The following is a 21,579-nucleotide window of genomic DNA, read 5'->3' as shown; positions in this document are numbered from 1 at the left end:
GGCGGCCGAGCCTCAGATGCCCAGATAAGCCCGCCTTACATAGTCGCTGGCGAGGAGGTCCTTGCCGTTTCCGCTCAAGGTCACCGCGCCGGTCTCGAGCACATAGGCCTGGTCGCACAGGTTCAGCGCGAGCTTGGCGTTCTGTTCGACCAGGATGATCGACATCCTGGTGTCGCGGTTGATCTCGGTGATGATCCGCGCGATCTCGTCGACGATGATCGGGGCGAGGCCGAGCGAGGGTTCGTCCAGCAGCAAAAGCCGCGGCTTGGCCATCAGCGCGCGCCCGATCGCGAGCATCTGCTGCTCGCCGCCGGAGAGCGAGCCCGCCATCTGGCCGTGTCGTTCAACGAGACGCGGAAAATACTGGTAGATGCGCTCCAGCGTCCTTTGTCGGTCGGCCTTGTCATTGCGGACATAGCCGCCGATCAGAAGGTTGTCGGCGACGCTCATCTGCGGGAAGACGCGGCGGCCTTCCGGCGACAGGGCGATGCCATGCGCCACACGCTGCGGCGCAGTGAGCGCCTCGACGCGCTTGCCGTCGAAATGGATCTCGCCGCGCACGACGGATTTCAGCCCGATAATCGCTTTCAGGGTCGTGGTCTTGCCGGCGCCGTTCGAACCGATCAGCGAGACGATCGCCCCCTCCGCGACCGACAGGCTCAGATTGCGCAGCGCGGTGACGCCGCCATAATTGACACTGATGCCGCGGACCTCAAGCATGGACGGCATCCTTGCCGAGATAGGCTTCGATCACCTGCGGATTCGCCACGATGTCGGCTGGTGATCCTTGCGCGATCAGCGTGCCGTGGTCGAGCACGACGATGCGGTTGCACAGCCCCATCACGGTCCGCATGTGATGCTCTACCAGCACCATGGTGACGCCGCGCTCGGCCTTGACCTTGCGCAAAACAGCCGCGAGCTCGCTCGCCTCTTCCGGGTTCAGGCCGGCGACCGGTTCGTCGAGCATCAGCAGCTTGGGATCGCTGGCGAGCGCGATCGCGACGCCGAGCCTGCGCTGTTCGCCATAGGCGAGTTCGCGCGCCTTGAGGCCCACGCGGCGCGACAGGCCGAAGAGATCGAGGATCGCGAGCGCCTTCTCCTCGGCTTCCGCGCGCCAGCGTGCCGGAAACAGGCTGTTGCGCAGGCCAAAGCGCGTCGATGAGAAGGCGCCGCGTATTGCGTTCTCGATCACGCTAGCTTCGGGATAGATGGTCGCCGCCTGGAAGGTCCGGGACAGTCCGCGCCGCACGATGCGGTTGGCAGGCAGGCCAGAGATGTCCTGACCGCGAAAGCGCACATGGCCGGCGGAGGGTGCAAGCACGCCCGAGATGACGTTGAACAATGTGGTTTTGCCGGCGCCATTGGGGCCGATGAGACCGAGGAAGTCACCTTCTGCCACGGTGAACGACACGTCGCGGACGGCGACAAGGCCGCCGAAGGCGCGCTTCACGCCGCTGACGTCGAGAAGGGTCATGGTTGCGTCTCCAGTGCGAGCGCGGCCGGAGCCTTTGCGTTTCCGGCGCGTGCGCGCAGCTTGCGAGCGAGGCTGGAGAGGCCATCCGGCAGGAACATCAGGCAGAGAACCAGGACCGCGCCGTAGATGATGTGCTGGAAGCCTTGCGTCGCGCGCAGCAGCTCTGGCAGCGGCGTGAGCACGAGCACGCCGATCACGGGGCCAAGCACGCCGGCGCGTCCGCCGACAACGAGCATCGTCAGATAGGAGACCGATTCCCAGAAGGTGAAGGAATCCGGCGAGATGAACTGGAGATAATGGGTCGAGAGCGCCCCTGCGATGCCCGCTATGCCGGAGCCGACCGTGAAGGCGATGACCTGGGTCAGATGCGTGTCGACGCCGCTTGACTCGGTCAGGCGCTGGTTCTCCGCCGTGGCGGCCATCATGTCGCCGAAGGGCGAGCGGTAGAGCAGCCAGGTGAAGGCGAGCGTCGCCAATGCGCAGGCAAGCGCGAAAGGATAAAAGTTCGGCTTGCTGGCCAGCACATGGCCGAAGATCGAAATCGGCGGCACGCCGACGAGGCCGTTGGCGCCGCCAGTCACATGGCTCATGTCGAGGGCAAGCAGCACGACGATCTGGCTGAAGGAGAATGCGACCAGCACGAAATAAACCCCGCGCAGGCGCAGAATGATCCAGCCCAGCAGCGCGGCGCAGGTGGCCGCCACGAGGCCCGCTGTGAGAATGCCGAGCAAGGGCGGCCAGCCTGCATTCATCGCCAGTAGCGCCGAGACATAGCCGCCGACAAGGGCAAAGCCCGCATGGCCCATGGAGAGCTGCCCAGCGCGGGCGATGATGGCGAGCCCCAGCACCAGCATCAGGTTGAGGCAGGCCAGCGTGCCCAGATGCAGATAGAACTGGTTCGGCGCGAGCCAAGGCAGCAGGACCGCCGCGGCGACCGCAATCGCGACAGCACCGCGACGCCACGGCTTCGATGGGGTGCGGGGCATCACGCTTCGCGCTCCTTGCGGCCGAGCAGCCCCTGGGGACGCAGCAGCACGACCGCGATCACGACCAGGAATTGCAGAATCTCCGCCAATGCGGCGCTCATGAAAGTGCCCGCGAAGCTTTCGAGAAGACCGATGAGCAATCCACCGGCGACCGCGCCTGGCACGCTGCCCAGCCCGCCGATGACGACGATCACGAAGGCCTTCAGCGTCGGTGCCAAGCCGACGAAGGGCGACACAGAGAGGACGGGCGCCATCAGTGCGCCGGCCAGGGCGGCCAGGCCCACTCCGAGCACGAAGGCGAGCGGAAAGATGACGTCGACCCGGATTCCCTGCACCAGCGCGATCTCGGAATCCTGAGCGACAGCCCGCATCGCGCGGCCGATCTGGGTGTGCGAGATCAGCAGATAGAGCAGCAAGACCGCGACGATGGCGCCGAAAATGACGACGAGGCGCGACCAGGGGAAGACCACGTCGCCGACCGACAGCACGCCCGAAACGACAGCCGGCACGGAGCGTGGCGAGGAACCCCAGATCAGCAGCGCTGTGTTTTGCATGATGAGCGCGATGCCCACCGAGGCGATCATGCCGTTGATCTCGTTGCCGCGGAAGTGGTTGAAGACCAGCCGCTCCATGACGAGCCCCAATAGCGCGGTGGCCAAAACAGCAAGCGTGAGGCTGACGGCGAAGGGCAGGTCATTGCTGCCGTAGAGAATGGCGAAGAGGAAGGCGCCCACCATGTAGAACTCGCCATGGGCGAAATTCACGATGCGCATGATGCCGAAGACCATGGTGAAACCGATGGCCATCAGCACGTAGATCATGCCCACCATCAGTCCATTGACGACCGTCTGGGCGAGGATGGTTGTCATGCTCACGAGGCAGACACTCCGTTTGGGATGCGGTCGGGGAGGCGGCTTGCGTGGGCCACCTCCGCCGGCTGTCGCCGCTTTAGCGGCAGGCTTCGACGTTGCAGATCGCGACCTTGTCGGCGGCGCCATCCTTGATCCGGCCGATGTAGAACGGCAGGTCGATCTGGTGGTTGACGCCGTAGCGCTTCTCGCCCGTCCAGCTCGCATTGCCGATTGCGGTCGGGAAGTTGGACAGTGCCTCGAGCTCTTTGGCGACCTTGGTGTTGTCGTCCACCGTTCCTGCCTTCTGCATCGCGGCGAACAGCATCTGCAGGCCGGAATAGAAGAAGGGGCTGAAACCGTTCATGTTCGGGCCGTATTTGGCCTTGTAACGGGCGACATAGGCGGCGGTGCCGGGCAGTCCAGCGTCGATCGGCAGATGCACGTAGGTGCCTTCAGCCGCCTGCTTGCCGGCGACCTTGACCAGCTCGGCGGCGACGTCGCCTCCGGTGATGAAGACGGGCCCCTTGTAGCCCAGCTCCCGCGCCTGCTTCAGGATGAGGCCTGCCGTCGTCGGCGAGTTGCCTCCGAGCTCCAGCCCGTCGGCCTGCATCAGCACACGGGTGAGGACCGGTACGAAATCGACGCGTTCGCGCTCGAAATATTCCACCTGAAGCTTGGCGCCAGCCTTGGCATAAGCGCTGGTGTTGCCCGCTCCTATCTGCTGTCCGGTCTCGTCATTGGGAAGCAGCGAGACGATCTTCTTGGCCGGGTTGTTGTTGAGCAGCCAGGCGATTTGCGGGTCGGAGAACTCGGCGGTCGTGATCACCGGGCGGAAAGCGTAGGGCGCGTCCGGGCCCAAAGCGCGAGGCGTGAAGCCCAGCGTCATGGTGATGACCTTGCCGGAGGTTGTCTGCGCCTTGGTCGCGACCGCGGCGGCCGAGCCCATCGGGCCGATCACAAAGCGGACCCCATCCTGGATCATCAGGCGATCCATCGCGGTCACCGCGTCCTGGGCGCGGTAGCGGTCGTCATATTGCTTGACGAGCACCTTGTAGCGCTTGCCTGCGACCTCGAGACCGCGGTCCTTGTTGACGTCTTCCGCGGCAAGTTCCGTTGCTGCGAGCATGCCTTCCGCAAAGGCCGCGCCGGCGCCGGAAAAGCTGGCATGGACGCCGATCGTGAAACTGTCCTCGGCCTGGGCGAAAGCCGGAGCGGCGAGCCCTGACGAAGCAGCGAGTGCGAGAGCCCAAACAGACGTCTTCATATCATCCTCCCCTGGATCGTTTTCTTTGTATTGTAGACAGTTTACATAGAGTGAGGCGCACTACATCGTCAACTGTCAACATGAGACATTACGCCTCGCCGTAAGTTCGATGTCTTGCCGTCGCTTCCGTGTCGCTGTCCGCGAACAGCTTCGCGCACCGGCCGAAGGCATCGGGTGTGAGGGCAGCCGCCTGACGCCCGTGGCCGGGCGTCATTTCACCGGAACCGCCGATGGCGACATCTGCGGCATGCCTTCGGGAACGATGGTCTGGACGATGCTCGCATCCAGGGCCTCGTAGTCGGCATAGGCGATGGTGCGGTAGAGTTCGGCGCGGGTCTGCATGCGGTCCAGCATGTTATGGGTTCCGCCATCCCGCTTCAGTGCACCGTAGAGCCTCTCCTGGGCATGGGCGGCGACGCGCAGCGAGGAGACCGGCCAGATCACCATCTTGTAGCCCATGGCCTCGAATTCGGCGGCGGTGAAGAAAGGCGTGCGGCCGAACTCCGTCATGTTCGCCAGCAGAGGCACGCCTGGCATGCGGCGGGCGAACTCCTTGAACATCTCCGCAGTCGTCAGGGCTTCGGGAAAGATCGCATCCGCCCCAGCCTGCATGTAGAGCCGAGCGCGGGCCACTGCCCCTTCGATCCCTTCGCTGGCGGCGGCGTCGGTTCGCGCGATGATGTAGAGATGGCGGCGAGCTCGGGCGGCGGCTGCAACCTTCGCCGCAAAATCCTGAGCGTCGGCGAGCTTCTTGTCATTGAGGTGCCCGCATTTCTTCGGCAGGAGCTGGTCTTCGATCTGCACGGCGGCGGCGCCGGCATCCTCAAAGACGCGCACCATGTGCATCACGTTGAGGGCTTCGCCATAGCCGGTATCGCCGTCGACCAGCACCGGGAGATCGGCGGCGCGAACGAGCTGCCGGATGAAGAAGGCGACTTCGTCGACCGTGATGATGCCGAGATCGGGCAGGCCCATCGAGGCGGTCATGGCGGCGCCCGACAGATAGAGCGCGCCGAAGCCGGCCTGTCTGGCTTGAAGGGCGGCCATGCCGTTATGGGCGCCCGGCATCGGGAGGATGCCGGGGCGCTTCAGCAATTCGCGAAACCGATGGCCAGCCGGCTCCGGGCTGAAATCGGTGGCGGCGAGATACGGCATTGTCGCTCACTCCGGATCGTCATGGCGGCTCTGCCGCCGGCTCGACTGCTTGCCCTGACGCAAACAGGAGATTGCGTCATTGTCAACAGTAGACCGTTAACAGCGATGCTTGACACATGTGCTGACACGCCAGGTGCACGCTAACGAATGGTGGTGGCGGCTGCTGCTTGACGGCGCCAGAGCGCTTCAAGAAGCGATCAGGGCTAGCAAAAGATGTGCTCTCCCGGCCACGACGAAAGCAGATGGGCCTTTTACATCCGACTGTCGACAAATGACATGATCCGCGTGCTAGGATGCCGGCGCCCGTTATCAGGGGCGGGCTCGCGATTCGCGCGCTGAAACGCATGGCTGGAAGGTATTCTGTGGGGCCTCCCTTGTTCGACGGCAGAACCTTGGCTGACCGAGCTTTCGAATGGCTCGAGGAGGCCATCATCAAGGGCGATTATCCGCCCCATACCAGGCTTGACGAGGTCGGTCTGGCGAAGTCCTTCGGTGTGAGCCGCGGCCCCGTCCGCGAAGCCATTCGTCGCCTGGAAGGCAAGAAGCTGGTCGAGCGCGTTCCCCATATCGGTGCACGCGTTGCGGCATTGCAGCCGGGAGATCTCTCCGACCTGCTGCATGTGCGCGAGGCGCTCGAAGGCATGGCCTGCCGGCTCGCGACGCAGCGTATGACCGACGCCGAGCTGGACGAATTGAGCCAGCTGGTCGAAGGGCATGCCAAGGCCGGGCCGCTCAAGGCCGGGGACAGCTATTATCAGCGTCCGGGCGATTTCGACTTTCACTTCCGCATCATCCAGGGCAGCGGCAACGTCAAGCTGATCCAGATGTTGTGCGATGACCTCTATCACCTGCTCCGCGTCTACCGTTATCGCTCGTCCTCGCGGAAAGGCCGCGCGCAGGATGCCTTGCGGGAGCATCGCGAGGTGATCGTGGCGATGAAGTCGCGTGACGCCGACGCAGCCGAACATGCGATGCGCAGCCATTTGCGGCATGCCTTGCTTTCGATCCAGGGCGATCTTCCGCAGACCGGCCCAGCAGCGCCCAAACGCCGCGCCAAGGCGGTTGCGGTCTAGGCTAGGGCCGGGACTCATACCAATAGCTGACGATGGCGGCGATCTGGACGGCGGCGAGGAAACTGACGGCCAGCCGGTCGTAGCGGGTGGCGATGCGGCGGAAATCCTTCAGCCGGTTGAACATGCGCTCGATGCTAATGCGGTTGCGGTACAGGTAGGGCGAAAAGCAGCTTTTCCAGCGGCGATTGACCTTAGGCGGGATATTGGGCGCGGCCTCCTTGGCCTCGATCTTTCGGCGCACGGCGTTGGTGTCGTAGACCTTGAATCAGATTCCGGCCCCGAGGAAACCCTCATCATGTTTTCCGGCGCTGCCTTGTTTGCAGCCTAGTCTTGAAGAATGCGAGAACCTCGTCCCGCGCCGCGATGGTCGGCTGCCCCGCCTGATCGATCAGGTGTGCCGTCATAACGCTGTGCGGCGTCGTCACAAAGGCCCTGTGGAACGGCGGGAGATCCTCGCTGGCCGCAGCGTCGTCCGGCAGTACACGCGCCAGGAAGCGCTCGCCCAATGCGCGGCGATAGGCCTCGAACCGCTTGGCCTGGCAGAAGGAATCACCTTCGAACCGGTAGGCCTTGACCGTGAGGTCGTCGTGCTCCAGCCGTTGCCTGACGGCGGTGAGTTCAGCCGCATCGCTTTCGATACCGGTCGGGTCGTCCAGTGGCAGGGACGGCTGCGATAGGACCGGGGCCAGCATGGCGGGCTCCAGCATCATCGACAGTGCGAAGTTGCCGGTGAAGCACATGCCGATCGCGCCGGCACCGGGGCCTCCGCACTCCCCATGAGCTAGGCGGGCGAGCGCGCGCAGCCAACCCGTCACCGGGCTCGCCCCCTTTCCCGCAAGTGCATGGAATTCGGCGCTGACGCAGGCGCGTTTGAACACGCCGGCCGCCTCCTGCGCATCCAGCAACACACCGTCGCGCCCGAACAGCGACGGCATGTAGATGGTGTACCCGGCATCGCGGACCCATCGGGCGAAGCGAGCGACATGCGGGCTGATGCCCGGCATCTCCGGCATGATGATGACCGCGGGGCCCGTGCCCCCGACATGGACGGTTTTGGTCGTCCCCTCAAGCGTGACGCTGCGCGCGGTGAAGTCCTCTAGTGAGTCGTCCTGGGTGACGGGGCGGGGGCTCATCGGTCTGTCCTTCGCTTGACTACAGTGAAGGTGACGGCCCTGGGCTCGACGGCGCGCCCCTCCGCGTCGATGAAGCCGACGCGAACGGCACTTCCGGTCGAGGACGTCATGGCGAGGGCGGAACTGCGATGCATGACCGCCTCGTCACCCCACTGCATCAGAGCCATGAAGGGCAGGGTCAGAGCGCGTGCGGCCGGCGTCAGCACATAGGCCCGGCGGGTCCGCTGCCCCTCATTCTGGTACGGTTCCTCGGCCAACAGGCCGGCCTCGGCCAGTTTCTTCAGCCGGTCCGACAGCGTCACCTTGGGCACGCCAAGATCAACCTGGATATCATCGAAGCGGGCGACCCCATAGAACGCCTCGCGGAGGATCAGCAAGCTCCAGCGATCCGCAAGCAGTTCCGCCGCGGCCACGAGACCGCAGTCTTCCATAGCAACCGGACTGGAACGGGGACGGCCTAGGTTCGACATACGAACCTAGTTAGCTCAGCGACGGGCTAGGTGCAACTTCTGCACTTAGGGCGGTCTCTGAGGCCTCGTATTCCACTCTCGAACCGACCCGTTCGCTTGTCCTACAGGCAGTTCCCGCGCTCAGCGAGGCCATACAGGTTTCCGCGGCCGCAATTAATGGGTCCGGGCCCTAAGCTGTCGCCTGCACGGAGTTCTTTTTCACTCAGCGGCAAGTTGACCTGCGCGCTCCGCCGTCTGCGGCGTCTTGTAGAACACCTTGCCCTCGAAGAGCCGGCGCGCTGTTCGATAAACGGCGCCATGGACAGCATGGGCGCGGGCCGGATCGTCGGCATGCTCGACTGCGGCGTCGACGACCGTCGTGCCGGAAGGGTGGGCGATGGTGATCGGCGCCTCCTGGCCTTGCGCCAGCGCATGCGGGAGAGAGCCGGCGATACGAACCGCAATGGCGAGGCAGGTCGCGCCCGTGATCGGCACCGCGCGGTGGGGCTGCCCGATGGATATCATCCTGATCGCCAGCGACATCGCCTCGGCTTCCAGAACCCGTCCGGAAAGAGTCGTCATGCGGGCCGGCGCAGCGATCATTGCGACCTTCGGCACGCTGGCAATGGCGGCTGCGGCGGCGAGATCGGGCGCGATTCCCATGGCGACGGAGGCTGCGCAGCGGATCGCCTCCATCTGAGCGAGAAAGACGGCGTCCTGTTCGAGCGCATCGGGTAACTCACCGCCCTGCTTGCCCAGGGTGCCGGCCTCGACGAAGACGCACGGATTGGCGGCATCGATCAGCGAGGCCTCCACGCGTCCAAGCCCTGGCACATCGAGAACGTCGCGGGGCCGCCCTGTCGGCAGCAGCTTGCCAGTCTTGGTACCGCCGGGCTCGACGAATTCGAGCCGGACCGGGGCTCCGGTGCCGCCCACGCCGTCGATCGCGAAAATGCCTTGCGTCTCTGCCTCTCCGCCTCGCATGGCGAAGCGCGAGATGATGACCTTGCCGGTGTTGGTATTATGAATCCGCACGACGGCCTCGCCGTCCGCCGGCGCGCCTGCAAGCCCTTCCTCGACGGCGAACGGCCCCATGGCGGAGGACATGTTGCCGCAATTGCCGCTGTAGTCGACAGATGCGCTCTTCACCGAGACTTGCGCGAAGGTGTAGTCGATATCGGCATCGGGCCGCGTCGATGGCCCGACGATGCAGATCTTCGAGACCGAGGAGAGCCCGCCTCCCATGCCGTCGAGCTGGCGGCCGTTGGGGTCTGGCGAACCCATCACGGCGAGGAAGATCGGGTCCCAGGCTGCCGGGTCGGCCGGGAGGTCGTGCCTGTTGAACACGACGGCCTTGGAGGTCCCGCCGCGCATGAAAGTCGCTCTAAGGTGTGTCTGGGGCATGCGAGAGCCGTTCCAGTGATTTTGGATGCACTTGTATACATTCATGTGAATGGATGCTACCGGAATCTGGAGGGCGGGTGTGCGGCGTGCTAGCAACGGTGTCGGCGCGACACGCGGCCGCAATGAGAGGCCGGTTGCCGCCGAATGAGCGACGTGACAGGAATGCAGGATCGCGAAAAATTCGCTTCGGCGGCTGATTACGCCTATGCCGCCTTGCGCCGCGAAATCGTCGAGGGCCGCTTTGCGCCCGGCCGCCGGATGCGCGAAATCGAACTCGCCGAGCGCCTCAGCATCAGCCGGACACCGACGCGGCAGGCTTTGTCCAGGCTCGAGCTGGAGGGGCTGCTCGAATTGCGTCCGAGGACGGGGCTCGTTGTCTCGATGCTCGACATGGACGCGGTCGAGGAACTCTACGAGATGCGCGCAGCCTTGGAGGGGACGGCCGCCGCAATGGCGGCCCGTCACGCCAGCCCCCGCGATCTCGCCCAATTGGGCAGGCTGATCGACGAAGAGCCTGGGCTTGGCGACGAGGCGATCGTTCTCTACCGGCACAACCGGGCCGTTCACGAAGCGATCCACCTCGCTGCCCATAACCGATTTCTCGAACGCAGCCTTCACGCCCTGCAGGATTCCATCGCGCTTCTGGGGCCGACGACCTTGGCAATGGCAGGCCGGCCGGCGATCGCTCATGGCGAACACATGGCAATCTTCCAGGCGATCGCCGCCCATGATGGCGAACGGGCCGACGCGCTTGCGCGTGCCCATGTTCTCGGCGCGCTCGAAGCGCGCCGCGCGATCATCGAGCACGAGCGACGCGTCGGCCTGGGCGCCGAACGGGACCAGGCCTAGCCGCTCGGACGGATCGCGATCTCTGCTCGACTTTTGAGGCGAGGCGGCAAGGCCGCCGGCCATCGCTTCACGCATTCCGCTTTCCGCGCGGCGATCCACGTGGAATGCACATCTGCGACCTCTGCGCCGCGCCCTGACTGGGACACCGTTGGCAACCTTGGTCGGCACTCGGAACTCATAAGAGATGAGACCAGCGAAATCAGTGTAGGCAGGTTATTGCATTCTTTTGTATACAAGAGTATCCAACGAGCAGAACTGGCCAGAAGCCCTCGGCCAAGAGGGCAAACCCACCATGCGCCAAGGGAGAAAAACGATGCAGGAAGAGTTCGACGTGATCGTCGTGGGCGCCGGGAACGCGGCGCTGGCGGCTTCCGTCTCGGCAAAAGAGAATGGCGCCGAGCGCGTCCTCGTGCTCGAGAAAGCGCCGCGCGAGATGCGCGGCGGCAACACGCATTGGAGCGGCGGCGTATTGCGCTTCGCCTATGACGATCCGCGCGAGATCGGCCCGCTCGTGCCCGATGTGGAGGAGCAGTTCGAAAATTTCTACGACGGCATCCAGCCCTATACGCGCGGCGACTATCATGGCGACCTGATGCGCGTGACGAGCGGGCGCACGGACCCGGTTCTGTCGCGGCTTCTGGTCGATAATTCCAAGGATACTGTCTTCTGGATGAACCAGACCGGCGGCATCAAGATGGAGCCGGCCGTCACACTCTCGGCCGTGCGCAAGGGCAACACGATGGTCTGGGCGCGGGGGCTGGTGATCCGGGCCGCGCATGAAGGCGTCGGCCTGTCGCGGAGCTGGTTCCGGACCGCCGAGAGCATGGACGTCGATATCCGCTACGGCAGCGCCGCGACGGAGCTGCTAGTGGACGATTCCGGGCGCGTCTGTGGCGTCAAGGTTCGCGATGATGACGGCATCAAGACCTATCATGCCAAATCGATCGTGCTGGGCTGCGGCGGCTTCGAGGCCAATGTGCAGATGCGCACGCAGCATATCGGGCCGCTCGTCGGCGCGGCCAAGGTGCGTGGCACGCCACATAATCAGGGCGACGGGCTGCGCATGGCGATGGCGATCGGCGCCATGCCCTGGGGCCAGTGGAGCGGTTGCCATGCCACTCCGATCAGCGCCGATTGGGGCGATTTCGCCCCGCGCGAGCTGACCGACCGCAGCAACAGGCTGAGCTATGTCTACAGCGTCATGCTGAATCGAAAAGGGCTGCGCTTCGTCGATGAGGGCGAGGACGGCGCGCTCTTCACCTATGCCAAGTTCGGCCGCGCCATCCTGGCGGAGCCCGGCGCGAAGGCCTGGCAGATCTTCGACCAGAAGGTCGTTCATCTGCTGGAGCCACGCTACCAGACCAGCAAGCCGATCAGCTCGGAGACGATCGAGGGGCTGATCGAGCAGCTCGACATTGAGGACAAGGCGCAGGCGCTCAAGACGGTCGCCGAATACAACGCTGCCGCCAACGAGGCCGACGGCCGCTATGACCCGACCAAGAAGGACGGCCTCGCCACCAGCGGGCTCGCTTTGCCGAAGACCAACTGGGCGGTGAAGCTCGATAAGCCGCCCTATGTCGCCTATAGCGCGACCGGCGGCATCACCTTCACCTTTGGTGGGCTCAAGGTCGACGAGAATGCCCGGATCATTGGTACGGACTGGCGTCCGATCAACGGGCTGTTCTGCTGCGGCGAGATGGTCGGCGGTCTGTTCTACGACAACTATCCTGCCGGCACGGGGCTCGTCTCCGGCGCCACCTTCGGCCGAATCGCAGGCCGCAACGCCGCGACGATGTGAGGCTGCAATGACCATGATTGCCACCGAGCAGACCGTGAGCGGGCGCCTCGGCGTCCTGATCTCGGGGGTGAACGCCGCGCAATTGTCGAAGCGGGAGCTGCATCAAGCCCGCATCCGCATCCTGGAGGCGGTCGGAGTGACCCTTGCCGGTGCGGTTGAGCCCGTCACACGTCTTCTCGCCGACACGCTGGGCGCTTCGGAGACGCAGGGCCAGGCGCTGATCATGGGTACGAGCAGGCGCGCCAGCGCGCTCGATGCGACCTTCGTCAACGCCACCGCCTGTGCGATCACTCGTGATAGCGGCGGGGGGGTGGCCGTGGACCCCCTGTCGGCGATGCTGGTGCCGCTTCTCGTGGCGCTTGCGGAGGAGCGTGGCGCCGGCGGGCGGGCCTTGATCTCGGCCTATATCGTCGGCGTCGAGACGGTGAGCCGACTATCGGGCGCAGCCGAAGCCTCAGGGCTAGACCCCGAGCACGCTGCGCGCCTGGGCATCCTTGGGGCGGCCGCGGCCGCGTCGCATCTATTGGCGCTTGGACCCGAGCAGACCGGGGCGGCGCTCGCTATCGCGGCCTCGCTGGCCGGTGACGTCAGCACGAGCGCCAGCGGAGCGCCACGAGCGCTGCGCATCGGCCGCATGGCGCGCGACGGCTTGCTTGCCGCACTGCTGGCGGAACGTGGCTCGGCCGCGTCGCTTGCGGCCGGCTTTCCCGACATCATCGGGCAGGCTGGCCTTGGCGACAGCGCTGCAATCCTCGATCGCTGGGCCGATCCTCTTCGGATCATTCCCGTCGCGCCGAGAGCCGACAAGCAATCGGCCGACGATCCATGGGAGCAATTCTCCGTCCGCGCAGAACGCGCCCTGCCTCGCGAGAACGTCGCGCCCCTCTTCGAGCGGCTGGAGACGATCGATAGCGTCGCTGACATGTCTCAGCTCGCGAGATTGCTGGAGGTCAGTCCGCTTTACAGCAAGCCGCCTGAGCGGATCGTGCTGGTGGCGGCAGGCTCGGAAGAAGCGCCCGAGACGACCTGGGTGCCCTAGTTGGGAGGTAACAGATCGCAACGCATTAGAGATTGGGCGCCGTTGCACCGCGGGACGGAGGGCAGGGACCTGTGGTCGCCATCAGCCTGTTCGGCGGCGGATCCGATCTTCCGGCCTCCGCTTTGTGTCCAAAATTTATATACAAACTTTGGACGGTACCGATGCGAAGTGTTCGTCTCGCTCGATGGTCGGCTTCGATTGGGGCTGCTGCCTATGCAGTTGCACCGCGCTCACGCGCGAACTATATTCGGACTGAATTTAGTTCGGGAGGTCCCTTTGCGGTATTCTGCCCAAGTCAAGCCGATCAGTTATCTGAAGGCCAACGCAGCCGAAGTCCTCCTCAACCTCGCCGAAAGGCGAGAGCCTCTGGTGATCACGCAGAATGGCGAGGCTAAGGCGGTGCTGCAGGATGTTGCCTCCTTTGAACAGACGCAAGAGACGCTCGCGCTGTTGAAGCTGCTTGCCATCGGCAATCAGGATGTCGATGCAGGCAAGACAAGGCCAGCTCGCGCCGTCGTCGAAAGACTGCGCGGAAAAGCGGCCGATCGTCGATGAAGGAGGGCCGCTTTGAGGTCGAGCTGACGCAAGGCGCGGAGGATGATCTCGAAGCCATTCACGACTACCTTGCTGAACATCGTTCAATGGAAGCGGCCGAGTCGTTGCTCGATGCATTCATTGAGACGATTTCCACACTGGAGCGTTATCCGGAACGGAGCAGCTTTCCCAAGGAGCTTGAGGCGTTAGGTGTTCGGGAATTCCGGCAGATTCTGCTCGATCCGTATCGCCTAATCTACCGCATCATTGGCAACAAAGTCGTCATCTTTGTCATCGCGGACGGCCGTCGCGACATGCAGGCTTTGCTTGAACGCCGCTTGCTTGGCCGGTGATCGCGAGCCTGCTCCGCAGGTCCTCGACCGCTGTTGCGCTGCTCAACGAGCAGGGCTTTTGTACTGCTGAACGAACGTATTTCTGAGTTCGTCGGCGGGAAACGAAATCTGCAGGAAAAATCCGACTTCGCGGTCGAGCGTCTCAATTTTAACTTCGTGTGGGATCTCGCGCTTGATCAGCCAATGAACCGCATCGAGCGCGAGCTCGTGCGGAGTGCTTAGCTTGAAAAAGGCTTCGACAGAATATGGACCGGAGGCACGCAGTGCAGGTGGCGTTCCCTCATAAACGTAGATCCGGTCGAGCTTCTCAGCTGGTATGAGCGACATATGCATTGCGTGCTCCACGACTTGGCTTCGACAAGATCATCAGGGGCCTTCACGCATCCCACAACAGCCGCGTGAAAATGGTTCGTGGATTGAGCTGAAGTTCGCGGTCCAGCGATCATAGCGACGTCTAAGTCGAGCCGGCCGAGGTATTTCGGCGACCAATCGGGGTTTCGATGACGAGGTCGACGATAAATCCCGAGTAATCCTCAACGTGACCTTTGGGACTGGCGAATATACGTGTTTCTCGGGCATAACGAGGACCCTTAGGTTCCAATTGGGAAGTTTCGCGTGCGATTGCTGGTGATCTCCGACCTGCATCTGGAGCTCGGGCCGTTCGACCTGCCGTCGGATATTCCAGATTTCGACGTGGCAGTGTTCGCCGGCGACATCAGCCGCCCGGCTACGAGCGCGCTTACATGGATCAAGATGCAACGCGAGGGGCTGCTAAAGGGGCGGCCAGCGGTCTTCGTGCCGGGAAACCATGAATTCTATTGCGTCGAGATTGAATCAGCTTTGCGCGAAGGTCAGCTTGCGGCCGCTCAACTCGGCGTTCACATGCTCGCGCCAGGAGAAGTCCGAATGGGTGACGTCCGATTTATCGGCGCGACTCTCTGGACGAACTACGAACTGTTGGGCGATCCCGTTGGCGCGATGCGGGATGCCAGACGCCAAATGAATGATCACGAGCTCATTTCGATCTCGATCGACGGCGCTCCCGTACGTTTAGAGCCGAAACATGCTTTGGATCTGCATCGACGTGATTTGGAGTTTATCGAACGGCACCTGGCTGAGCCGTTTGAGGGCGCGACGGTTGTTGTCACCCATCATGCGCCTCACCCAGGATCTGTTCAGCCGAAGTACCGTGGCGACGGCTTATCGCCTGCGTTCGCATCTGATTTGACGCGCGTGATCGAACGCTACCAGCCAGTACTCTGGATACATGGTCATGATCACGGCTCGCACGATTATTGGGTTGGCCGAACCCGCATCCTGTCAAACCAGGCAGGGTATACGAAGCGCGGGGGAGGGCGGGAAAACCCGAGTTTCGATCCTCGGCTTGTCGTAGAGGTTGCTCTATCCAGATAGCCACGCAGGCGGCTATCGCGACGGCCCATAGGCAGCTGAAGAGGGCATATTTTCGAGATGCTAGTTTAAGTGGGGCTGTCTCTGCATCCTCGGCCTAATGCTCGCTATTTTGGATATCTGCTAGGGCAACACACGATCTTGCGAGCTGATTTGATGCGCGCTGGGCAATCACACGCAGCAATCGATCATTCGCCGTCACGAATCTCGCCCCCATTTGGGCCGCTGCCGCCAGATAAACGCAATCGTATGCCGGATGCGAAAGCTCGATTGCAAGGCTCGTTGCCCGCTCCAGCAAGCCCGTCATTGAGAGAAGCGCGACCCCAGAGCGTTCGAGCAGCCTTGCAGCAAGGACAGCTTCGTCGCGCATGAGCTCGCCGCGTTGTGTCTTCTTCCAGAGGATATTCGCGCATTCCGCGATGAGAAGCTCCGGGGCAGCAAAGCGAAACCGCGAGCGTAGATCGACAGCGGCTTGGGTGCCGTCTTCCTCAACAACCCACTTTATCGCGATACTGGCATCGACAATCAGCGTCTCCATCAACGCTCGTCTCGGCCTTCGCGCAGAAGCGCCTCAGAGGGGGTCTGCTTACGTGAGGCGGTCAGTTTTCGCAGGTCGGCTGCCAAGCCGTCAAAGTCAGGCTCTGTTTCGTTTACCAGCGCTTGGCGCAGAATCTCTCGATGCTCAGCTTCCGCCGAGCGGCCGTGGCGGGCAGCACGTATCTTCAGTTTTGTGATCAGGTCGTCGTCCAGATTGCGCACATGCAGGTTTCCAGGCATCGGCATGCCTCCATTACTATCATTGAGATCAATGATAGCAATTTTGGAACATCCGGACAAGGACGCCGAAGAAGGGAGCGACTGCCGCATGCTTGCGCCAGAAGGGTTTGAAGACCCATCGCTCACCGGCTGAGTGGAAGGTGTATGTGCAAGCCCTGTTTCGGATACCCGGTACCCGCTACCCTACGGCTCGCTGACAAAATCGGCCGCAGCATTGCCTAACCCGGAAGCCAATACCCCCAATTTCCCGTCGAGATAGGCCCTGTCGTGCCTATCTCGACGGGAAGCATGGCGATCACACATCGACGACCATATTGCTGATGAAGCCCGACTTCTCTTCGATATGCCCGCGGGGATTGGCGACGATGCGTGTGCCTCCAACCATGTAGTCGCTGTGATGATGAATGTGCCCATGAACCCACAGGGCAGGCTTTCCAGCGAGGATCAGGTCTGTCAAATCCGACGCGTAGCACCATCGCAACTCCTCATTCGGATCTTTCAGACTGAACGGATGTGGAGCGTGATGCGTCACGACCACGGCCTTTCCGTCGAAAGGCTCGGCCAGGGTGTTCTCGATGAATGCCCGGGTGGCTATGTGCATCTGCCGGACGTCGTAAGGCCGGATGCGCTTCTTTGACGACGGGCCGGTCCGAATGCGCCGGTAGTCGTTCATGCCTTCTGTGCCGCTCGCAGCAGAGGCGGCATGCTGCCAGCTGAAAGAGCCAAGGCGAAAGTCGGTCCACAACGTCCCGCCGACAAACCTGACGCCCGCGGCCGTCACGGTGTCGTCCAGCAACAGGTGGATTCCAAGTTTGACCGCCAATTCACGTCCGCGCTGGATCTGATCGTAGATCGTGTAGCGATCCTCGCCGCGATCGAAATAGAAATCGTGGTTCCCGGCGACATATACGACAGGCGTCCCGGGTAGACGGTTGGAGAGCCAATTCAATGCTGATGTCAGCGGTGTGTTGACGTCGCCGGCCACGACCGCAATGTCGAAACCACCCTCCGGCTTGTAAGCCGCAGGATCCCACGGCTGATCAGACCATTCCTGGTGCAAATCCGAGAAGATCCAAAGCCGCGTCATGGGGCCTCCTGACCATGATCTTGAGATAAGGCGAGCTCTAGTTAACGAGCAATCACCGTTTAGCGGCCCTCGATCCTGATTGCCTGCACGACCATTTCGGACGGCCGGCTGAGCCAACATGAAAAAGGACGGCTGTCGTGAGACGTGCCGCCCTTTCCTTTCTTGAAATCTGTCTCGCCGATCGGCAAGCTCTCCTCACGCAGGCGTGTTTGTGAGGGGGAGCCAGAGCCGCCGGTCGAAATCAAATGGTTTTGTGCTTTGGATGCTGATGCTCGCGGCTTCGGGGTGTGCCGGGTTGATCAGCAAGTTGAAGCTGTTTGGCACCACAAAGGATGGAACCTTAAGGATGGGGGTTTCCATAGTGGCGAGCCAGCGGTCACCGACAGTTGCAGGAGCTTCAGGTGGGTCCAAAATCTCATTGATCGCAGCTGAGCCCGACTCGATTTCCATGAGGACGTAGTCGTCTGGGATCAGGTCAGGTTCCAGGTCGAGATGCACCCTGACCTCAAGAACCGCGAGTGCCGGGTTTTCGGCCGTATACAGCAGGGGGCGTCCGGGAGTGTTCCACCGTCCACCGAATATCCGGGCTCCCTCGCCGTTCAAATCGGCAAACGGTAAACGGCAAACACGCCAGACTTTCATTTCAGGCAGCGATTCCGTGGCCGATGCGGCCGAGCAGCGCCTCGACCTGGTCTGCTCCTTCCGAGGTGTCGAGAAGGTCGATCGGCTTTTCACCACTGAGAGCGATTGTTGGTCGGCGCAGCCACTTGGCCGCCTTCTGCTGAGATCCGAACGTTTCCTCAGCTTCGGCAAGGACGCGCGCAGCCCGGATCAGGCGGTCAGACTGTTCGGATGTCAGGGTACCAATCTTGCGCCGGTGGCTGAGGGTTTTGCGTGGAATGACAGCCAGGTCAATTTCGGCGAGGGACATACGGCCGCTGCTAATGACGAACTCCACAGTCTGGACCGGGAAACCTCGCCGAACTGCGCTAATGAGATCGCGGCTGTTATTGATGGGCGCGCCAATGATGTCGCGCCCGCCAACGACTTCTAGTGCGGTAACCGTGGTCATGGCCGGCCTCCTGGCGATATGCCTTAAACATAGGGCCATATCGCCATCGCTACAAGTGATGCGGTCGCTCGGCCGCCGGATCAGGCTGCCTGACGCGTCGGCGCAGCTGCGTCATTGGCCCCGATCCTGGGAAATGATCACCTTTTGGGCTTCTTCACCCAGCTGGCGCTACCGGCTACGGCGAGGCATCGATCGCATGATAGGGTCGCTGGCGGTTGCCTTCCAGCTCTGCGAGCACGTCGTCAGCATCGTGACCACCACCTGCTGCCGCCTCCTCGCGTCCACGCAAGATCGCCAGGCAATCGGCTCCCTCGCCGGCCAGATAGAGATTGAGCGCGCGGACGATCACCCAGGAGCGCGTGCGCTCGGAGGCTGCCGCGATCTTCTCGATGTCGTTCAGCACATCGACCGGGATCCGCAACGCGATCGGGTCGGAAAGCTCCGCTTTGCTCATTGGAACACCCTAGTTGTGATACGGGGTATAACATCCGTGGTGGGCGTCAAGCTTGGCGGGCAAACCTGATCTGGTAACCGCGGGCAGGATTTCCGCCGTGAGAACGGATTTATGCCCCTCGGATCGCTTACCAACCTACCGGCGATGGCGATGCCGGCGACCAAGGTCATCAACCGGTCCTCCGGCGGGCGCCGCGGCGAGCGCTGGAGCAGCTCCGTCTCCGCCATCTTCTCCCGCACCAGCCGATGCACGGCGCGTCGCAACTTCTCGATCGTCTAATTCTGGCCGCGATTGTTCAGCAGGCGCACGACATCGTCCCAGCTATGCTGCGGCCGCGGGCGCCGCACGATCGGCAGCCAGGTCGAGGCGGAGGCGATCGGGTCGCCGACATAGACGCTCCGCCGAGGCCGCCCGCATGCCGGCCTTGGTGCGCTCGGCGATCAGGGCGCGCTCGCGAGCTGGGCGACCGCGCCGAGCACCTGCAGCGAGAACATGCCCTGTGGGGTCGAGGCGTCGATCGGGTCGCGCAGTGAGCGGAAATGCGCCTTGCGCTCCTCGAGATCCTCGACCACGGCGAGGAGGTGGCTGACGGAGCGTGCGAGGCGGTCGAGGCGCACGACCATCAAAGACGTTGCCGGCGCCGAGCTCGCGCATCAGCTTGGCCAGCACCGGCCGGGCCCGTGAGGCGCCGGAGCCGTGCCCTGGTGGATGACCTGGCAGCCGCTGGCGCGCAGCTTGTCGACCTGCGCATCGGTCGCCTGGTCCTCGGTCGAGATGCGGGCATAGCCGATCAGGCGCCGGATCGGCCGGGGAGGCGAGGTGTAGGGTGCGGCCATAGCGTTACCAGTGGCGATTCCGTCCCTTTGTACAATCAAGACAGATTTGAAGAAATGGTCCTTTGCAGGCGTGTTTTTTCGAGCGGCTGCGCGACGAGCATGGCTCTGTTGGCGATTACACCGAGATGTTAGTCGCAAACACGTCCGAAACGGGATGCTGTCACCCGTCGACTTCGAACTGCAGCAAAAAATTCTGACCCGAAGGCATCGTCAAAACGCGGAGCTATTCACGCGGCAGGATCGCGATCGGCCTCTGGGTGGAGGTCAGTCAGCGCCTTCAAAACTCAACTGAGAGGTCCGAAAGGCTGGGATCCTGGTCCACAGGTGCCGGCTCGAACAGGCTGCGCCTTCGCATGACTTCGTAGTCGAAGGCGGGCACCTTTCCCATGAGCCATTCATCGAGATCGCTGTCGAGCATCGCAAATACGTCGGCTAGCAGCGTATGGCTCCTAAGATCCATCGACGCCACAGACGCTGGTGGAGGCCAATTTTTCATCTTGGCTTCAATTAGTTGCCGCAATGCCGTTGTGAGTTCATCCGTATCCGATCGCAGAAAGAGGCCATCGAGGCATTCTGCGATCGGGGACGCCTTGTCCGGCCCGAGGTTCACCCCGACCGCGTTCGCGAATTCATTGGCGTCTCGCCAGCGAGGAAGGCTGAATTGCAGCCAAGGTTTGAACTCCGGCCGCATCTCCAGCGATACCGATCCTGGCTCGTTGTTCACTCCCGGGAAAATCTGCCACACAGGCTCGCGCGCGGTCATCCACACCTCGCCATCCACGATCAGAAACGCATCTCGGTAGAATGAGCTGGCCTCCTGCCCCCTGGCATCTCGATCGTCCTTCAAGACCCGCTGCATGCTGATGGCTTCGTAAGGGAGCAATGCGCTGTTGAATCGCAATGGGTTTCGGTGATCGTATGGCCATTCGTGCATGTAGGGAAGGATTGGAAAGTCTCCGGCATTCCAAGCCACGCGGTCAAGTGACAGATCGTAGGCGACGGTCCCTCGAACCAACTTTTCAAAATCGACGGCTGCTATTGGCGCCGATCCATGGGCGCACCTAAACAGCCGGCCCTGATATGAACCCAGCCCCTTCCAGGCCGTGCCCAGTACGCTGCTGAGGTCCATGAGATCGGCGTGCGAGCATTCCGGGACATCAACGGGTATCTCCCCCCTTAACTGGTAAGCGCGCTCACCGAGACGGCGCAGCTTGCACCGATGCTCGTATGCGAATGGCAACCAAAGACGCACGCTAACTCTCCTAGCTCAGGAGAGTATGACAAGCAGCAGTTAAAGCGCGGATAAAGCCGGCAGATACTGTGCCTTCCAGAGGTTCTGAGATCGGCCTTGATCTCCGAGTTGGTATAGTTGCGCGAGCGTCGCTGTATTCTAAGTTTATAACTCACGATGTATATTAATGCATACACTAGTGGTCGAAACTCCGTGAGCGGTGCTCGATAGCTGTCCGCTGCGATCTGGAGGGGGGCGCAGGTCGGTTTCCTCCGTTTTTTGAAGGTTTGAGCGCCGTCGATGCCGGCGCTCTTGCTGTGGTCGGAAAAAATAATGAGTAAAAACAATAA

At 62.6% G+C, this 21,579-nt stretch carries 24 protein-coding genes and 2 pseudogenes; 7 read left to right on the top strand and 19 right to left on the bottom strand.

From position 1 onward, the window contains the following. Positions 1-12 precede the first annotated feature (12 nt). The 6 genes from ACSQ3P_RS09435 to prpB all read right to left on the bottom strand — a co-directional run bounded on the left by ACSQ3P_RS09435 (position 13) and on the right by prpB (position 5,730). Positions 13-720 carry an ABC transporter ATP-binding protein gene (locus ACSQ3P_RS09435; RefSeq protein WP_436165333.1) on the bottom strand — a complete coding sequence of 236 codons (708 nt, stop codon included), beginning with the start codon at positions 718-720 and terminating at the stop codon, positions 13-15. Further along, positions 713-1,474 carry an ABC transporter ATP-binding protein gene (locus tag ACSQ3P_RS09430; RefSeq protein ID WP_436165332.1) on the bottom strand — a complete coding sequence of 254 codons (762 nt, stop codon included), beginning with the start codon at positions 1,472-1,474 and terminating at the stop codon, positions 713-715. The genes ACSQ3P_RS09435 and ACSQ3P_RS09430 overlap by 8 nt, the downstream gene beginning before the upstream one ends. Further along, complete coding sequence (locus ACSQ3P_RS09425; protein WP_436165331.1) at positions 1,471-2,460, bottom strand: branched-chain amino acid ABC transporter permease; 990 nt, start codon at positions 2,458-2,460, stop codon at positions 1,471-1,473. The genes ACSQ3P_RS09430 and ACSQ3P_RS09425 overlap by 4 nt, the downstream gene beginning before the upstream one ends. Continuing rightward, positions 2,460-3,329, bottom strand: coding sequence for a branched-chain amino acid ABC transporter permease (locus tag ACSQ3P_RS09420; RefSeq protein WP_436166222.1), 870 nt, complete (start codon positions 3,327-3,329; stop codon positions 2,460-2,462). The genes ACSQ3P_RS09425 and ACSQ3P_RS09420 overlap by 1 nt, the downstream gene beginning before the upstream one ends. A gap of 79 nt (positions 3,330-3,408) precedes the next feature. After that, on the bottom strand, positions 3,409-4,575 hold the full coding sequence (locus tag ACSQ3P_RS09415; protein ID WP_436165330.1) for an ABC transporter substrate-binding protein: 1,167 nt from the start codon (positions 4,573-4,575) through the stop codon (positions 3,409-3,411). A 210-nt stretch (positions 4,576-4,785) separates the two neighbouring features. Next, positions 4,786-5,730, bottom strand: a complete 945-nt coding sequence (gene prpB / locus ACSQ3P_RS09410; RefSeq protein ID WP_436165329.1) for a methylisocitrate lyase — start codon at positions 5,728-5,730, stop codon at positions 4,786-4,788. A 392-nt stretch (positions 5,731-6,122) separates the two neighbouring features. Here prpB and ACSQ3P_RS09405 point away from each other — a divergent pair, with 392 nt between their 5' ends. Beyond that, complete coding sequence (locus ACSQ3P_RS09405) at positions 6,123-6,803, top strand: GntR family transcriptional regulator (protein WP_436165328.1); 681 nt, start codon at positions 6,123-6,125, stop codon at positions 6,801-6,803. Between the two features lies 1 nt (position 6,804). On the opposite strand, the pseudogene ACSQ3P_RS09400 reads toward ACSQ3P_RS09405, so the two are convergent. The 4 genes and pseudogenes from ACSQ3P_RS09400 to ACSQ3P_RS09385 all read right to left on the bottom strand — a co-directional run. After that, positions 6,805-7,065 (bottom strand): annotated as a pseudogene (locus tag ACSQ3P_RS09400) (transposase); the annotation flags it as partial. Positions 7,066-7,096: 31 nt separating this feature from the next. Continuing rightward, the gene (locus ACSQ3P_RS09395; protein WP_436165327.1) at positions 7,097-7,936 is read right to left on the bottom strand and encodes a dienelactone hydrolase family protein; all 840 of its coding nucleotides are present in this window, start codon (positions 7,934-7,936) and stop codon (positions 7,097-7,099) included. Then, the gene (locus tag ACSQ3P_RS09390) at positions 7,933-8,349 is read right to left on the bottom strand and encodes a winged helix-turn-helix transcriptional regulator (protein WP_436165326.1); all 417 of its coding nucleotides are present in this window, start codon (positions 8,347-8,349) and stop codon (positions 7,933-7,935) included. Before ACSQ3P_RS09390 ends, ACSQ3P_RS09395 begins: the two co-directional genes overlap by 4 nt. 255 nt (positions 8,350-8,604) lie before the next feature. Then, positions 8,605-9,789, bottom strand: a complete 1,185-nt coding sequence (locus ACSQ3P_RS09385; RefSeq protein WP_436165325.1) for a 2-methylaconitate cis-trans isomerase PrpF family protein — start codon at positions 9,787-9,789, stop codon at positions 8,605-8,607. Between the two features lie 144 nt (positions 9,790-9,933). Here ACSQ3P_RS09385 and ACSQ3P_RS09380 point away from each other — a divergent pair, with 144 nt between their 5' ends. The 5 genes from ACSQ3P_RS09380 (at position 9,934) to ACSQ3P_RS09360 (ending at position 14,362) form a co-directional block, all read left to right on the top strand. Next, a complete protein-coding gene (locus tag ACSQ3P_RS09380) occupies positions 9,934-10,638 on the top strand; it encodes a GntR family transcriptional regulator (RefSeq protein WP_436165324.1) in 705 nt (234 codons plus the stop codon). 313 nt (positions 10,639-10,951) lie between these two features. Further along, entirely contained in the window at positions 10,952-12,436 is a 1,485-nt protein-coding gene (gene tcuA, locus ACSQ3P_RS09375) for an FAD-dependent tricarballylate dehydrogenase TcuA (protein ID WP_436165323.1), read from the top strand. Positions 12,437-12,443: 7 nt separating this feature from the next. Continuing rightward, complete coding sequence (locus ACSQ3P_RS09370) at positions 12,444-13,475, top strand: MmgE/PrpD family protein (protein WP_436165322.1); 1,032 nt, start codon at positions 12,444-12,446, stop codon at positions 13,473-13,475. Positions 13,476-13,751: 276 nt separating this feature from the next. Next, a complete protein-coding gene (locus tag ACSQ3P_RS09365) occupies positions 13,752-14,030 on the top strand; it encodes a type II toxin-antitoxin system Phd/YefM family antitoxin (protein ID WP_436165321.1) in 279 nt (92 codons plus the stop codon). Then, the gene (locus tag ACSQ3P_RS09360) at positions 14,027-14,362 is read left to right on the top strand and encodes a type II toxin-antitoxin system RelE/ParE family toxin (protein WP_436165320.1); all 336 of its coding nucleotides are present in this window, start codon (positions 14,027-14,029) and stop codon (positions 14,360-14,362) included. Before ACSQ3P_RS09365 ends, ACSQ3P_RS09360 begins: the two co-directional genes overlap by 4 nt. 42 nt (positions 14,363-14,404) lie before the next feature. On the opposite strand, the gene ACSQ3P_RS09355 is transcribed toward ACSQ3P_RS09360, so the two are convergent. Beyond that, on the bottom strand, positions 14,405-14,695 hold the full coding sequence (locus ACSQ3P_RS09355; protein ID WP_436165319.1) for a hypothetical protein: 291 nt from the start codon (positions 14,693-14,695) through the stop codon (positions 14,405-14,407). 282 nt (positions 14,696-14,977) lie between these two features. On the opposite strand from ACSQ3P_RS09355, the gene ACSQ3P_RS09350 reads away from it, so the two are divergent. Then, entirely contained in the window at positions 14,978-15,775 is a 798-nt protein-coding gene (locus ACSQ3P_RS09350) for a metallophosphoesterase (RefSeq protein WP_436165318.1), read from the top strand. A 94-nt stretch (positions 15,776-15,869) separates the two neighbouring features. On the opposite strand, the gene ACSQ3P_RS09345 is transcribed toward ACSQ3P_RS09350, so the two are convergent. From ACSQ3P_RS09345 to ACSQ3P_RS09310, 8 genes and pseudogenes are all read right to left on the bottom strand, one after another. Continuing rightward, a complete protein-coding gene (locus ACSQ3P_RS09345; protein ID WP_436165317.1) occupies positions 15,870-16,310 on the bottom strand; it encodes a type II toxin-antitoxin system VapC family toxin in 441 nt (146 codons plus the stop codon). Next, positions 16,310-16,549, bottom strand: a complete 240-nt coding sequence (locus tag ACSQ3P_RS09340) for a FitA-like ribbon-helix-helix domain-containing protein (RefSeq protein ID WP_436165316.1) — start codon at positions 16,547-16,549, stop codon at positions 16,310-16,312. Before ACSQ3P_RS09340 ends, ACSQ3P_RS09345 begins: the two co-directional genes overlap by 1 nt. Before the next feature lie 295 nt (positions 16,550-16,844). Then, positions 16,845-17,636 carry a metallophosphoesterase gene (locus tag ACSQ3P_RS09335; RefSeq protein WP_436165315.1) on the bottom strand — a complete coding sequence of 264 codons (792 nt, stop codon included), beginning with the start codon at positions 17,634-17,636 and terminating at the stop codon, positions 16,845-16,847. 195 nt (positions 17,637-17,831) lie between these two features. Further along, positions 17,832-18,278, bottom strand: a complete 447-nt coding sequence (locus tag ACSQ3P_RS09330; protein WP_436165314.1) for an RES family NAD+ phosphorylase — start codon at positions 18,276-18,278, stop codon at positions 17,832-17,834. 1 nt (position 18,279) lies between these two features. After that, positions 18,280-18,708: a type II RES/Xre toxin-antitoxin system antitoxin gene (gene parS / locus ACSQ3P_RS09325; protein WP_436165313.1), complete on the bottom strand. Its 429-nt coding sequence runs from the start codon at positions 18,706-18,708 to the stop codon at positions 18,280-18,282. Between the two features lie 175 nt (positions 18,709-18,883). Next, a complete protein-coding gene (locus ACSQ3P_RS09320) occupies positions 18,884-19,162 on the bottom strand; it encodes a CopG family ribbon-helix-helix protein (protein WP_436165312.1) in 279 nt (92 codons plus the stop codon). A gap of 140 nt (positions 19,163-19,302) precedes the next feature. Further along, positions 19,303-19,998 (bottom strand): annotated as a pseudogene (locus tag ACSQ3P_RS09315) (recombinase family protein); the annotation flags it as partial. Between the two features lie 277 nt (positions 19,999-20,275). Continuing rightward, positions 20,276-21,250, bottom strand: coding sequence for a hypothetical protein (locus ACSQ3P_RS09310; RefSeq protein WP_436165311.1), 975 nt, complete (start codon positions 21,248-21,250; stop codon positions 20,276-20,278). Positions 21,251-21,579 lie beyond the last annotated feature (329 nt).

It is taken from the genome of Allobosea sp. LjRoot9, from assembly GCF_964252745.1.
GTDB lineage: Bacteria > Pseudomonadota > Alphaproteobacteria > Rhizobiales > Beijerinckiaceae > Allobosea.
The sequence above is the reverse complement of the archived record's forward strand: the minus strand, read 5'-3'. Positions and strand labels throughout refer to the sequence as shown.